General features: G+C 72.9%; 13 protein-coding genes. 7 read left to right on the top strand and 6 right to left on the bottom strand.

The window, feature by feature from the left end; all coding sequences use genetic code 11:
- Positions 1 to 66: 66 nt before the first annotated feature.
- The 3 genes from GTW67_RS28360 to GTW67_RS28365 form a co-directional block, all read right to left on the bottom strand.
- Positions 67 to 2,427 carry a helix-hairpin-helix domain-containing protein gene (locus tag GTW67_RS28360; RefSeq protein WP_161167608.1) on the bottom strand — a complete coding sequence of 787 codons (2,361 nt, stop codon included), beginning with the start codon at positions 2,425 to 2,427 and terminating at the stop codon, positions 67 to 69.
- A 118-nt stretch (positions 2,428 to 2,545) separates the two neighbouring features.
- A complete protein-coding gene (locus tag GTW67_RS38230) occupies positions 2,546 to 2,671 on the bottom strand; it encodes an LPFR motif small protein (protein ID WP_346010761.1) in 126 nt (41 codons plus the stop codon).
- 92 nt (positions 2,672 to 2,763) lie between these two features.
- Positions 2,764 to 3,633 carry an SCO6745 family protein gene (locus GTW67_RS28365; RefSeq protein WP_161167609.1) on the bottom strand — a complete coding sequence of 290 codons (870 nt, stop codon included), beginning with the start codon at positions 3,631 to 3,633 and terminating at the stop codon, positions 2,764 to 2,766.
- A gap of 113 nt (positions 3,634 to 3,746) precedes the next feature.
- Here GTW67_RS28365 and GTW67_RS28370 point away from each other — a divergent pair, with 113 nt between their 5' ends.
- Positions 3,747 to 4,706, top strand: coding sequence for a GlxA family transcriptional regulator (locus tag GTW67_RS28370; RefSeq protein WP_161167610.1), 960 nt, complete (start codon positions 3,747 to 3,749; stop codon positions 4,704 to 4,706).
- Positions 4,707 to 4,753: 47 nt separating this feature from the next.
- A complete protein-coding gene (locus GTW67_RS28375) occupies positions 4,754 to 5,389 on the top strand; it encodes a DJ-1/PfpI family protein (protein WP_161167611.1) in 636 nt (211 codons plus the stop codon).
- Here the strand turns inward: GTW67_RS28375 and GTW67_RS28380 are convergent.
- Entirely contained in the window at positions 5,376 to 6,131 is a 756-nt protein-coding gene (locus GTW67_RS28380; RefSeq protein WP_202437809.1) for an enoyl-CoA hydratase/isomerase family protein, read from the bottom strand. The genes GTW67_RS28375 and GTW67_RS28380 overlap by 14 nt on opposite strands.
- Positions 6,132 to 6,335: 204 nt before the next feature.
- Here GTW67_RS28380 and GTW67_RS28385 point away from each other — a divergent pair, with 204 nt between their 5' ends.
- Positions 6,336 to 6,791, top strand: coding sequence for an ATP-binding protein (locus GTW67_RS28385; protein WP_161167619.1), 456 nt, complete (start codon positions 6,336 to 6,338; stop codon positions 6,789 to 6,791).
- 41 nt (positions 6,792 to 6,832) lie between these two features.
- Here GTW67_RS28385 and idi read toward each other — a convergent pair whose 3' ends face one another.
- Both idi and GTW67_RS28395 read right to left on the bottom strand, forming a co-directional pair.
- Positions 6,833 to 7,426 carry an isopentenyl-diphosphate Delta-isomerase gene (idi, locus tag GTW67_RS28390; protein ID WP_161167613.1) on the bottom strand — a complete coding sequence of 198 codons (594 nt, stop codon included), beginning with the start codon at positions 7,424 to 7,426 and terminating at the stop codon, positions 6,833 to 6,835.
- Positions 7,427 to 7,707: 281 nt separating this feature from the next.
- Entirely contained in the window at positions 7,708 to 8,646 is a 939-nt protein-coding gene (locus GTW67_RS28395; RefSeq protein WP_161167614.1) for a cation diffusion facilitator family transporter, read from the bottom strand.
- 407 nt (positions 8,647 to 9,053) lie between these two features.
- Between GTW67_RS28395 and GTW67_RS28400 the strand changes: the two genes are divergently transcribed.
- From GTW67_RS28400 to GTW67_RS28415, 4 genes are all read left to right on the top strand, one after another.
- On the top strand, positions 9,054 to 10,871 hold the full coding sequence (locus GTW67_RS28400; RefSeq protein ID WP_161167615.1) for a DUF5941 domain-containing protein: 1,818 nt from the start codon (positions 9,054 to 9,056) through the stop codon (positions 10,869 to 10,871).
- The gene (locus tag GTW67_RS28405) at positions 10,868 to 11,620 is read left to right on the top strand and encodes a phosphocholine cytidylyltransferase family protein (protein WP_161167616.1); all 753 of its coding nucleotides are present in this window, start codon (positions 10,868 to 10,870) and stop codon (positions 11,618 to 11,620) included. Before GTW67_RS28400 ends, GTW67_RS28405 begins: the two co-directional genes overlap by 4 nt.
- The gene (locus tag GTW67_RS28410; RefSeq protein WP_161167617.1) at positions 11,608 to 12,672 is read left to right on the top strand and encodes an iron-containing alcohol dehydrogenase; all 1,065 of its coding nucleotides are present in this window, start codon (positions 11,608 to 11,610) and stop codon (positions 12,670 to 12,672) included. The genes GTW67_RS28405 and GTW67_RS28410 overlap by 13 nt, the downstream gene beginning before the upstream one ends.
- A partial coding sequence (locus GTW67_RS28415) for a CDP-alcohol phosphatidyltransferase family protein (protein ID WP_161167618.1) occupies positions 12,650 to 13,273 on the top strand: 624 nt, incomplete at its 3' end. The genes GTW67_RS28410 and GTW67_RS28415, both read left to right, overlap by 23 nt.

The following is a 13,273-nucleotide window of genomic DNA, read 5'->3' on the forward strand; positions in this document are numbered from 1 at the left end:
GGGGCGGCACGGGTGGGCGCAGCGGCACCCGGCAAGCGCCGGTCCGCGACACCCACCCCCGCTCAGCTACGCCAACCCGGCCCTTCGCAGGGCGTCAGCCATGGCCCCGTTGGAGGGCGCAGGCGCCGAACCCGGGCGCCCCTTACCACCCCCGGCACCCCCTTGCCGCTGCTGCCGCTGCCGAGGCGGCTTGCCCCCACGCTCCTTCTTCGGCTCCCCCTGCGGAGCCGCCTCGTCGTCCAACCGCAACGTCAACGACACCCGCTTCCGCGGAATGTCGACGTCCAGCACCTTCACCTTCACGATGTCCCCGGGCTTCACCACATCCCGAGGATCCTTCACAAAGGTCTTGGACATCGCCGACACATGCACCAGCCCGTCCTGATGCACACCCACGTCCACGAACGCCCCGAACGCGGCCACGTTCGTGACGACCCCCTCAAGCACCATCCCGGCCGCCAGGTCGGAGAGCTTCTCCACGCCCTCCTTGAAGGTGGCCGTCTTGAAGGCCGGCCGCGGGTCCCGCCCCGGCTTCTCCAGCTCCCGCAGGATGTCGGAGACCGTCGGCAGACCGAACTTCTCGTCCACGAACTCCGCCGGCCTCAGCGACCGCAGCACACCCGTGTTGCCGATCAGCCCGGCCACCTCCTGCCCGGCGGTCTTCACCATCCGCCGCACCACCGGATACGCCTCGGGGTGCACGCTGGACGCGTCCAGCGGATCGTCACCGCCCCGGATCCGCAGGAAGCCCGCGCACTGCTCGTACGCCTTGGGCCCGAGCCGCGACACCTTCTTCAGCTCGGTCCGCGACCGGAACGGCCCGTTGGCGTCCCGGTGCGACACGATGTTCTCGGCGAGCCCGGACGTGATGCCGGAGACACGGGACAGCAGCGGCGCGGAGGCCGTGTTGACGTCCACGCCCACGCCGTTCACACAGTCCTCGACCACCGCGTCCAGCGAGCGCGACAGCTTCACCTCGGACAGGTCGTGCTGGTACTGGCCGACGCCGATCGACTTCGGGTCGATCTTCACCAGCTCGGCCAGCGGATCCTGGAGCCGGCGCGCGATCGACACCGCGCCGCGCAGCGACACGTCCATGTCGGGCAGCTCCTGCGAGGCGAAGGCGGAGGCCGAGTACACGGAGGCGCCCGCCTCGGACACCATCACCTTGGTGAGCTTCAACTCCGGGTGCTTGGTGATGAGTTCACCGGCGAGCTTGTCGGTCTCGCGGGACGCCGTCCCGTTGCCGATCGCGACCAGCTCGACCGCGTGCTCCTTCGCGAGCCGCGCCAGCTTGGCGATCGCCTCGTCCCACCGGTTGGCCGGCACGTGCGGGTGGATCACGTCGGTGGCCACGACCTTGCCGGTCGCGTCGATCACCGCGACCTTCACACCCGTACGGAAGCCCGGGTCGAGGCCGAGCGTGGCGCGCGTACCGGCCGGGGCGGCCAGCAGCAGGTCACGCAGGTTGGCCGCGAAGACGTTCACCGCCTCGTCCTCGGCGGCCGTGCGCAGCCGCAGCCGCAGGTCGATGCCGAGGTGGACGAGAACGCGGGTGCGCCAGGCCCAGCGGACCGTGTCCGCGAGCCACTTGTCGCTGGGCCGGCCGCGGTCGGCGATCCCGAACCGGCCCGCCACGATCCCCTCGTACGACGACGGGCCCTCGGTGGCCTCCTCGGGCTCCAGGACGAGGTCGAGGACGTCCTCCTTCTCGCCGCGCAGCATCGCGAGGATCCGGTGCGAGGGCAGCTCGGTGAACGGCTCGGCGAAGTCGAAGTAGTCGGCGAACTTGGCGCCGGCCTCCTCCTTGCCCGCCTTCACCTTGGCGGCCAGCCGCCCGCGCTTCCACATGCGCTCGCGCAGCTCACCGATCAGGTCGGCGTCCTCGGAGAACTTCTCGGTGAGGATCGACCGGGCGCCGTCCAGGGCGGCCTGCGCATCGGCCACGCCCTTGCCGGCGTCGACGAACGCGGCGGCCGCGGCGAGCGGGTCCACCGACGGGTCGGCGAGCAGGCCCTCGGCCAGCGGCTCCAGACCGGCCTCGCGCGCGATCTGCGCCTTCGTGCGCCGCTTGGGCTTGAACGGCAGGTAGATGTCCTCCAGGCGGGCCTTGGTCTCCGCCTCGCGGATCCGGGCCTCCAGCTCCTCGGTGAGCTTGCCCTGCTCGCGCACCGAGTCGAGGATCGCCGTACGCCGCTCCTCCAGCTCCCGCAGATAGCGCAGCCGTTCCTCGAGCGTGCGCAGCTGCGCGTCGTCGAGCATCTCGGTCGCTTCCTTGCGGTAGCGGGCGATGAAGGGCACCGTCGAGCCGCCGTCGAGCAGCTCCACCGCGGCCTTCACCTGCCGCTCCCGTACGCCGAGCTCCTCGGCGATCCTGCTTTCGATGGACCTCACGTCGATGGACGCGCTGGACCCGGGTGTCGTCACGATCCCGTACCGCCTTCTCACAGAGGTTGCGCGGCAATTGTGGCAGGTGACGCCGACAATCGGGGATCAGGGCGCCACCCGGGCCCGTCGCGGCCGGACGACACCGGGGGACGCCGCGTCAGGCCCTGCGGGCCGAGGACGAGGCGCCGCCGAAGAGCCGGGCGAGGGCCCGGAAGGGAAGCGTGACGACGGTGGCAATGGCGCCGCCGATCTGGCGCAGGACGTCTGCGATGGCACGGAACACGAAAAGCCCCTTTCCTACTCCCGGCCCCTCCGGCCGGGAGTAGTACGGGTACCTCGTGATCGGCCCGGCATGCCCCGTGCGCGGGCCGCGGCTCAGCGCTTGCCGAGCAGATCCGCCGGGAAGGCACCGGCGCCGAGCGCCCCGCGCGCGAAGGCGGTCCCCAGCTCCGTCAGACGGGCCACGCCCTCCGCGCCGAGGTGCGTGTACGGGGCCTCGTCCAGCCGGTCCGTCTCCCGCTCGACCCCGTCGCGCAGCGCGACGCCCTCCTCGGTCAGCTCGCCGGCGTCGTCGAGCACTCCGCGCTCCCGCAGCCGGTCCGACGCCGCGTCCCACTCCTCCTGGGTCCAGCCACGGGTGGTGAAGTTCCACTTCGGCGTCAGGCCCTTGCCGGTCGCGGTGTGCGTCACCAGCGCCTCCAGGCCGTCGAGGCCCGCGGCCAGCAGCGCGGTGAGGTGCCCGTCGCCCCGGTGCTCGCGAAGCAGCGTCGCCGCGTGCCACAGCGCGAGGTGCGGCTCGCCGGGCACGGGCAGGTCGGCGTGGGCCGAGTACAGCGGGCGGGCGGCGCGCGAGCAGCCCTCGGCGGCCCGCAGCGCCAGCTCGGCCGCCTCCGCCATCTCCGCGGACGCCACGGCCTCCTCGCCCAGCAGGCGCCGCAGCGTCGCGTCGACGGCGCGCGTGCGCGCGGCGAGGACCTGGGCGGGCGTGACGATCTCCCACACGGCGGGCACGTGCCGGGCCACCAGGTCGTGCTTGTAGTTGTAGAACGTCGCCGTCACGGCGCCGGCCCCGACCGGGCCGAGCGCGGCGGCACGCACCGCGAAGTTGACGGCTCGGGGGTCGGTGACCCCGAGGGCCGCCAGCTCCCGGCCCAGGTCGGGCGAGAAGTAGTGGGTCGAGTGCAGCGAGTTCAGCGCGTTGTGGCAGCGGCGGCCGGCGCGGGCGTCGAGGGTGGCGGTTGTCATGCGCGGCACGTTACCAACCGCTCAGTACGTCCTCCAGGGCGGCGGACGCCATGGCAGGAAAGGTGGGGGACTCGTCATTGCGGCCACGGCTGGGCGGCCGAAGAATCGACGGCATGCCACAGCGCACCGTTCTCGTCGTCCTCTTCGACGACGTCCAGAGCCTCGACGTCACCGGCCCCGTGGAGGTCTTCGCCGGCGCCGAGAAGCACACGCCGGGCACGTACCGCATCGCCACCGCCTCGCTGGACGGCGCTCCGGTGCGCACGTCCAGCGGTCTGACCGTCGTACCGGACCTGGCCCTCACCGGGGCGCCCGCCCCGCACACCCTGCTGGTCCCCGGCGGCCAGGGCACCCGGAACGCGGACCCGCGCCTGGTCGGATGGCTGCGCGAGCACGGACCCCGCGCACCGCGTCTGGTCTCCGTCTGCACCGGAGCCGCCCTGCTCGCCGCGGCCGGCCTGCTGGACGGCCGCCGCGCCACCACCCACTGGGCGTACTGCGACCGGCTCGCCCGCGACCACCCGGCCGTCGAGGTCGACCCGGACCCGATCTACGTCCGCGACGGCCATGTCGCCACGTCCGCCGGTGTCACCTCCGGCATCGACCTCGCGCTCGCCCTGGTGGAGGAGGACCTGGGCAGGGACGCGGCCCTCACCGTCGCCCGCCATCTGGTGGTCTTCCTGCGCCGGCCCGGCAACCAGGCCCAGTTCAGCGCCCAGCTCGCCGCCCAGACCGCGCGCCGCGAGCCGCTCCGCGAGGTCCAGCAGTGGATCACCGAGCACCCCGGCGCGGACCTGAGCGTCGAGTCCCTCGCCGCCCGCGCCGCCCTCTCCCCGCGCCACTTCGCCCGCGCCTTCCAGGCCGAGACCGGCACGACGCCCGGCCGGTACGTCGACCGGGTGCGCCTCGAACACGCCCGCCGGCTGCTGGAGGACAGCGGCGACGGCGTCGAGGAGATCTCCCGGATCAGCGGCTACGGCACCCCGGAGGCCATGCGCCGCGCGTTCGTCAGGGCCCTCGGCGCCTCACCGGCCGAGTACCGCCGCCGGTTCCGGCCCGCCACCGCCCGCTGACGACACGCCCCCCCAAGTGCTCACCGAAGGCACACGAAAGGAAACCCGTGCAGATCGCCATCGTCCTCTTCGACCGCTTCACCGCCCTCGACGCCGTGGGCCCCTACGAGGTCCTGAGCCGCGTCCCGGACGCCGAGACGGTGTTCGTCGCCGAGCGGACCGGCCCCGTCCGCAACGACACGGGAAGCCTCGCGCTGACCGCCGACCGCACCCTCGCGGACGTACCGGCCCCGGACGTCGTCCTCGTGCCGGGCGGTCCGGGCCAGACGGAGCAGATGGACAACGCGGCCCTCCTGGACTGGCTGCGCGCCGCCGACGCCACCAGCACCTGGACCACCTCGGTCTGCTCCGGCTCCCTGCTGCTCGCCGCGGCGGGACTGCTCACCGGCCGCCGCGCCACCTCGCACTGGCTGGCCCTGGACCTACTGAAGGGGTACGGCGCCGAGCCGACCGGCGAGCGGGTGGTCACCGACGGCAAGTACGTCACCGCGGCCGGCGTCTCCGCCGGCATCGACATGGGCCTCACCCTGGTCGGCCGGATCGCCGGCGACGAGCACGCCCAGGCGGTCCAGCTGCTGACGGAGTACGATCCGCAGCCGCCCTACGACGCCGGGTCCCCGCAGAAGGCCCCCGCGTGGCTCGTCGAGGAGTTCCGCACCCGCAACCGGTTCATCCTGACGTAGGCACGCTCCAGCCGAAGCGCGGCTGCCTGCGCTCCAGGAACGCGGCGACGCCCTCCGCGGTGTCGCCGCTGCCGCGTGCCTGCGCGGCCCAGTGCTCGTCCCGGTCGGTGCGGCCGTCGGCGAACTCCTTCGCCGCCGCCTGCGTCAGCTGCGAACGGGAGGCCAGGACGCGGGTGAACTCGGCGACCCGCTTGTCGAGTTCACCCTCCGGCAGCACCTCGTCGACCAGCCCCGTGCGCAGCGCCCGCCCGGCGTCGATCAGCTCGCCGGAGAAGAGCAGGTACTTCGTGGTGGCCGGTCCCACCAGCGACACCAGCCGCCGGGTCGCCGACGCCGGATACACCACACCGAGCTTGGCCGGGGTGACCCCGAACAGCGCGCCCTCCTCGGAGAACCGCAGGTCGCAGGCCGCCGCCAGCTGGGCGCCGCCGCCCACGCAGTGGCCGCGGATCGCCGCCAGCGTCGGCTTGGGGAAGGCGGCGAGGGCCTCCTCGGCGCGCACGGCGAGCAGCTGCGCCTCCTCGGCGGAGTCCCGCAGCGTCGAGATGTCGGCCCCGGCGCAGAAGGTCCCGCCCTCGCCGGTGAGCACCAGCGCCCGTACCGCGGGGTCGTCCGCCAGGGCGCCGAGCAGTTCCGGCAGCGCCCGCCACATCGCGGCCGTCATGGCGTTGCGCTTGGCCGGGTGGTGGACGACGACGGTGGCGACCGAGTCGGAGACCCGGTGCAGCAGTTGCGGCTCCATGGGCCGGATGCTATCCACCCGTCCGAACGGTCCGCGGAGCAGGTACGGGAGGGACAGGAACGGTCCCACAACCGACCGGGTCGTACGCCAACGATCAGAACCGTTCGATATCTGCTGACTTGTGTTCAGTCCTCCGGTGCGGAGAGACGCGTTACCAACACTTTGCGTGTGGTGACAATCGAGCCCGAGGGTGGCGACCGGACGATGGACGAGACCGGGCCCGCCGGGCCGCTGCCGTACGAGGGCGTCTGGCGGTTCACCGCGCCCGCCGTCGACGCCTCGGTACCGCAGGCCCGGCACGCCGTCCGGGACCTGCTGGTACGCCAGGGCGTCCCGGTCTCCGACGACGTGACCGAGGGCCTGCTGCTGATCGTCTCGGAGCTGGTCACGAACGCCGTCCGGCACGCGGCCGTGCTGTCGCCGACGCTCGCCGTGGAGGTCGCCGTCGGACCCGAGTGGGTCCGGGTGTCCGTGGAGGACAACCACCCCTACCGCCCGACCGCCCTGGAGACCGACCACGGCCGGACGGGCGGACGCGGACTGCTCCTGGTCCGGGAGATCACCCGGGAGGCGGGCGGGGCGTGCGACGTGGCCCACACGGCGAGCGGCGGCAAGGTGATCTGGGCCGCCCTGCCGCTCAAGCACGCCGCCCCGCACTAGCGGACCCCCGCTCAGGCACGCCCCGCGTCGGCGGACCCCACTCACCAGCCGGCGGACGGCCCCGTCAGCTCGCGGACGGCGGGCCGGGCCGCGTCCAGCACCGTCATGAACCACGCCGAGAAGGTGTCCTTCGCGTGCCGTTCGGCCAGCTCGTCCGGGGTCACGAAGACCGTCTCGGCGACCTCCTCCGGGTCGGGCCGCGGCGGTGCCTGCACCAGGCCGACGAACAGGTGGTTGAACTCCTGCTCGACCAGCCCCGAGGCCGGGTCCGGGTGGTTGTAGCGCACCGTGCCCGCCTCGGCGAGCAGCGACGGCGAGACACCGAGCTCCTCGAACGTCCGCCGGGCCGCGGCGGCGAAGGGCGCCTCACCGGGGTAGGGGTGGCCGCAGCAGGTGTTGGACCACACGCCGGGGGAGTGGTACTTGCCCAGGGCCCGCTGCTGGAGCAGCAGCCGGCCGCGCTCGTCGAAGAGGAACACGGAGAAGGCGCGGTGCAGCTGTCCCGGCGGCTGGTGCGCGGCGAGCTTCTCCGCGGTACCGACCGTCGCGCCGTTCTCGTCGACCAGTTCCAGCAAAATCGCGTCTGCGGTGCCGTTCGACGAACTGTGCGTCGCGGTGGCAGGAGTGATCGGCATACCCATCCTTCACATCGGTCCTCGCGCCCCAAGTGTGCCCCACGTATTCGGTACTCCCGGCACTTCCCGGCACACCCGCATGTCCCGCGCGGTGGCGCGGACAGCGGCCGTCACCGGTCGAACGCCGAGGGGGCCCGAAGGAAGATCGTGCCCGGCGCCATCCCCCGGGAACCGCCCGCGAGGTGACCGAGTGGAGCGAGGGGGAGCGGGACGGGGCAGGACCGGGAGCGCGGCCTCGGCGTCACGCTCCCGGGGCGGGCCTCGGCGTCACGCTCCCGGCCTCAGTGGCACAGCCGCGCCTCGTGCTCCGCGTGTCCGCTGGGCTCCAGCTGGAAGGTGCAGTGCTCCACGTCGAAGTGGACGCCGAGGCAGCCCTGGAGCTCGTGCAGCATCTTCTCGTGACCGATCGCGCTCAGCACCTCGCCGCTCACCACCACGTGCGCCGACAGCACCGGCATGCCCGAGGTGATGGTCCACGCGTGCAGGTCGTGGACGTCCTCGACGCCGTCCAGCGCCAGTATGTGGGCGCGCACCTCGGCGATGTCCACGCCCTTCGGTGCCGCCTCCAGCAGCACGTCCAGCGTCTCGCGCAGCAGCCGCCAGGTGCGCGGCACGATCATCAGACCGATCAGCAGGGACGCGATGGGGTCGGCCGGCTGCCAGCCCGTGGCCACGATGACCAGCGCCGAGACGATCACCGCCAGTGAACCCAGGGCGTCCGCCGCCACCTCCAGGAAGGCGCCCCGCACGTTCAGGCTCTCCTTCTGGCCGCGCATCAGCAGCGTGAGCGACACCATGTTCGCCACCAGGCCGATCGCGCCGAAGACGACGGTCAGCCCGCCCGCGGTGCCGGCCGGCGTGACGAACCGCTCGATCGCCTCGTACAGGACGTACCCGCCGACCCCGAGCAGCAGCACGCAGTTCGCCAGGGCCGCGAGGATCTCCGCACGGGCGTAGCCGAAGGTGCGCCGGTCGCTCGGCGGCCGGCCCGCGAAGTGGATCGCCAGCAGGGCCATGCCCAGTCCGAGGGCGTCCGTCGCCATGTGCGCCGCGTCGGCGACCAGCGCGAGCGAGTCGGCGAGCACACCGCCGACGATCTCGACCACCATGACGGTGAGCGTGATCGCCAGCGCGACCCGCAGCCTGCCGCGGTACGCGGCCGTCGCCGTACCGCCGCCGTGCGCGCCGTGTGCGTGCCCGTGATCGTGCCCAGCCCCCATGAAGGCCGCCTCCCTTGTCCGCGGGTTCTCAGTCAACTACGGGCGGGGGGTATCGGGCAACGCGGCACTGAACACCGTTGTCATGTGCCCTGACCTGCGGAAACGTTACGCAGGTCAGGGCGCCGCCCGTACGCCGCCCTGACCCTCCGCGCACATCCCCCGACACTGCGCGACGCCCCTGATGTCCGTTTGGGGGGCGCGGTTTGTGGGGCGGGCCCCGGATCCCCGATGATGATCGCGGCCAAGGCGGGTGCAAGCGGCGTCGACCGACCGTGAAACGGGCGGTGAACACCGTGTTCCGGGCATCCGATAACCTCGGCCGACATGCCGCCCGGGTGCCCCAGGCACGGGCACCCCACCATGCACAGGACCGGCGCGCTGGCGCCGGCACCAGGGAGTGAGTTCGGTTGTCGACCGCCATCCTCACCGGTCAGCCGGTCCCCGGTTCGTCCGTCGAGAGCGAGCTGCGGTCCCTCGGCTTCGACGTGCGGATCGCCTCCGGCACGCAGGACGCCGAGACGCTGCTCGCCCGGGTGCCCGGCCAGGAGCGCGTCGCCGTGGTCGACGCCCGCTTCGTGGGCCATCTGCACGCCCTGCGCCTCGGCCTCACCGACCCCCGCTTCCCGCTCGCCGCGATCCCCGGCGCCGTGACCGCCCAGCCGGACGCCCGCCAGGCGCTCACCCGCGCGATGGCCCGGGAGAGCTCCGCGGGCGGGGGTACGGCGGTGGCCGTCGGCAGCCTCGCCGACCGCATCGCCGGCGCCCTCGACGCCGACGGCGCCGACGTGCACCGGCCGGAGCTCGGCAGTCTCGTCGCCGTCGTCCCCGCCGACCCGCAGGCCCGCAACGAGGCGCGGCAGGCCGTCGCCTCCGTCGACGACGAGGCCGTACGCCTGAGGTCGGCGGTCAAGGCCCGCGACGGCTTCGTCACCACCTTCCTCATCAGCCCCTACTCGCGCTACATCGCCCGCTGGTGCGCGCGCCGCGGACTGACCCCCAACCAGGTCACCACCGCCTCGCTGCTCACCGCGCTCATAGCGGCGGCCTGCGCGGCCACCGGCACCCGCGGCGGCTTCGTCGCCGCCGGCGTCCTGCTGATCGCCTCCTTCGTCCTCGACTGCACGGACGGGCAGCTCGCCCGCTACTCGCTCCAGTACTCCACGCTCGGCGCCTGGCTGGACGCCACCTTCGACCGGGCCAAGGAGTACGCCTACTACGCGGGCCTCGCCCTCGGCGCCGCCCGCGGCGGTGACGACGTGTGGGCCCTCGCCCTCGGCGCGATGGTCCTCCAGACCTGCCGGCACGTCGTGGACTTCTCCTTCAACGAGGCCAACCACGACGCCTCGGGCAACACCAGCCCCACCGCGGCCCTCTCCGACAAGCTCGACAGCGTCGGCTGGACGGTCTGGGTGCGCCGCATGATCGTCCTGCCCATCGGCGAACGCTGGGCCATGATCGCCGTCCTCACCGCGGCCACCACCCCCCGGATCACCTTCTACGCGCTGCTGATCGGCTGCGCGTTCGCCGCGACGTACACCACGGCCGGCCGGGTCCTGCGCTCGCTGACCCGCAGGGCCACCCGCACCGACCGGGCGGCGAAGGCGCTGGCCGACCTCGCCGACTCCGGCCCGCTCGCCGAGGCCGCCGCCGCGGGCCTGCGGGGATTCGCCCGCCGGCTCCCAGGCTTCACCGCCCCCGCCGTCGCGCTCCTCGGCGGCCTCACCGTGGTCGCGACGTCCGCCTTCACCGGCTTCGGCGGTCCCTGGCCGCTCATCGCCGCGATCGTCTACGTGCTGACCTCCGCGCTCGCCGTCGCCCGCCCCCTCAAGGGCGCCCTCGACTGGCTGGTCCCGCCCTTCTTCCGCGCCGCCGAGTACGGCACCGTCCTGGTGCTGGCGGCGAAAGCGGACGTGAACGGGGCGCTTCCGGCGGCTTTCGGGCTGGTGGCCGCGGTCGCCTACCATCACTACGACACGGTCTACCGCATCCGCGGCAACGCGGGTGCGCCCCCGCACTGGCTGGTGCGGGCGATCGGGGGGCACGAGGGCCGCACGCTGCTGGTCACGGTGCTGGCCGTGCTGCTCACCGCCTCCGCTTTCAAGGTCGCGCTCACGGTCCTCGCCGTGGCCGTCGCCCTCGTGGTGCTCGTCGAGAGCATCCGTTTCTGGGTCGCCGCCCACAAGGTCGGCGCACCCGCCGTACACGACGAAGGAGAACCCGCATGATCGGCCTCGTGCTGGCGGCCGGCGCCGGACGCCGTCTGCGCCCCTACACCGACACCCTGCCCAAGGCACTGGTCCCGGTCGGCCCCGAGGGCGCGGAGGAGAGCATCACGGTTCTCGACCTGACGCTGGCGAACTTCGCCGAGGTCGGCCTCACCGAGGTCGGGATCATCGTCGGGTACCGCAAGGAGGCCGTGTACGACCGCAAGGAGGAGCTGGAGCGGAAGTACGGCGTCAAGCTCACCCTCATCGACAACGACAAGGCCGAGGAGTGGAACAACGCCTACTCCCTGTGGTGCGGCCGTGACGCCCTCAAGGACGGCGTGATCCTCGCCAACGGCGACACCGTGCACCCGGTCTCCGTCGAGAAGACGCTGCTCGCCGCCCGCGGCGACGGCAAGAAGATCATCCTCGCGCTGGACACCGTGAAGTCCCTCGCCGACGAGGAGATGAAGGTCGTCGTCGACCCCGACAAGGGCGTCCAGCGCATCACCAAGCTCATGGACCCGGCCGACGCGACCGGCGAGTACATCGGCGTCACCCTCATCGAGGGCGAGGCCGCCGTGGAGCTGGCCGACGCCTTGAAGACCACCTTCGAGCGCGACCCGCAGCTCTACTACGAGGACGGCTACCAGGAGCTGGTCAACCGCGGCTTCCGGATCGACGTGGAGCCCATCGGCGACGTCAAGTGGGTCGAGATCGACAACCACGACGACCTCGCCAAGGGACGGGAGATCGCGTGCCGGTACTGACGAGGCTCATCCCGTCACCGGTCGTCGTCGACATCCGCCGCGGCGCCCTGGACGACCTGGGGGCGATCCTCTCCGACGAGCGGATCTCGCCCTCGGGGCGGCTGGCCTTCGCCATCAGCAACGGCTCCGGCCAGGTGCTGCGCGAGCGGTTCGGCGCGGCCTTCCCGGGCGCCGACTGGTTCGCGGAGGCCGACGGCACCATCGACGGTGCCGTCCGGCTCGCCGACTCCATCAAGAAGGCCGGCCGCTACGACGCGGTGGTCGGCATCGGCGGCGGCAAGGTCGTCGACTGCGCCAAGTACGCGGCGGCCCGGGTGGGCCTGCCGCTGGTCGCGGTCGCCACCAACCTGGCCAACGACGGGCTGTGCTCGCCGGTCGCCACGCTGGACAACGACGCGGGCCGCGGCTCCTACGGCGTGCCCAACCCGATCGGCATCGTCATCGACCTCGACGTGATCCGCGAGGCCCCGGTGCGCTACGTGCGGGCCGGCATCGGCGATGTGATCTGCAAGATCTCCGCCGTGGCCGACTGGGAGCTCTCGCACCGCGAGACCGGCGAGAAGGTCGACGGCCTGGCCGCCGCCATGGCCCGGCAGGCGGCCGAGGCCGTCCTGCGCCACCCCGGCGGCACCGGCGACGACGCGTTCCTGACGACGCTCGCCGAGGCGCTGGTGCTGTGCGGCATCTCGATGTCGGTGGCCGGCGACAGCCGCCCCGCGTCGGGCGCCTGCCACGAGATCAGCCACGCCTTCGACCTGCGGTTCCCCAAGCGCAGCGCGCTCCACGGCGAGCAGTGCGGCCTCGGCGGCGCGTTCGCCACGTTCCTGCGCGGCGACACCGAGACGGCCGGACGGATGGCGGAGGTACTGCGCCACCACGGCCTGCCCGTCCTGCCCGGCGAGATCGGCTTCGACCTGGACGAGTTCGTGCAGGTCGTCGGCTACGCCCCGCACACCCGGCCGGGCCGCTACACCATCCTCGAACACCTCGACCTCTCCACCGACCAGATCAGGGACGCGTACGCCGACTATGTCAAGGCCATCGGTAGCTGAACTCCGCCCGGTCGTGCACCCCGCGGGGGTCAAGGACCGGCGCAGCGGTGAGCACTGGGCGGGACGCCTCTACATGCGCGAGGTCTCGCTGCGGATCGACCGCTACCTGGTGAACACCAGGATCACGCCCAACCAGCTCACGTACCTGATGACCGTCTGCGGCGTGCTGGCGGCCCCGGCGCTGCTCGTGCCGGGCATCTGGGGCGCCGTGCTCGGCGTGGTCGCGGTCCAGCTGTACCTGCTGCTCGACTGCGTCGACGGCGAGATCGCGCGCTGGAAGAAGCAGTACTCCCTCGGCGGCGTCTACCTGGACCGCGTCGGCGCCTACCTCACCGACGCCGCCGTCCTGGTCGGCCTCGGCCTGCGCGCCGCCGACCTGTTCGGCACCGGGCGGATCGACTGGCTGTGGGCCTTCCTCGGCACTCTGGCCGCCCTCGGCGCGATCCTGATCAAGGCCGAGACCGACCTGGTGGGCGTCGCCCGGCACCAGACCGGGATGGCTCCGGTCAAGGAGTCCGCCTCCGAGATCCGCTCCTCCGGCATGGCGCTGGCGCGCCGGGCCGCCGGGGCGCTCAAGTTCCACCGGCTGATCCTGGGCATA

Source organism: Streptomyces sp. SID5910 (genome assembly GCF_009862125.1).
GTDB lineage: Bacteria > Actinomycetota > Actinomycetes > Streptomycetales > Streptomycetaceae > Streptomyces.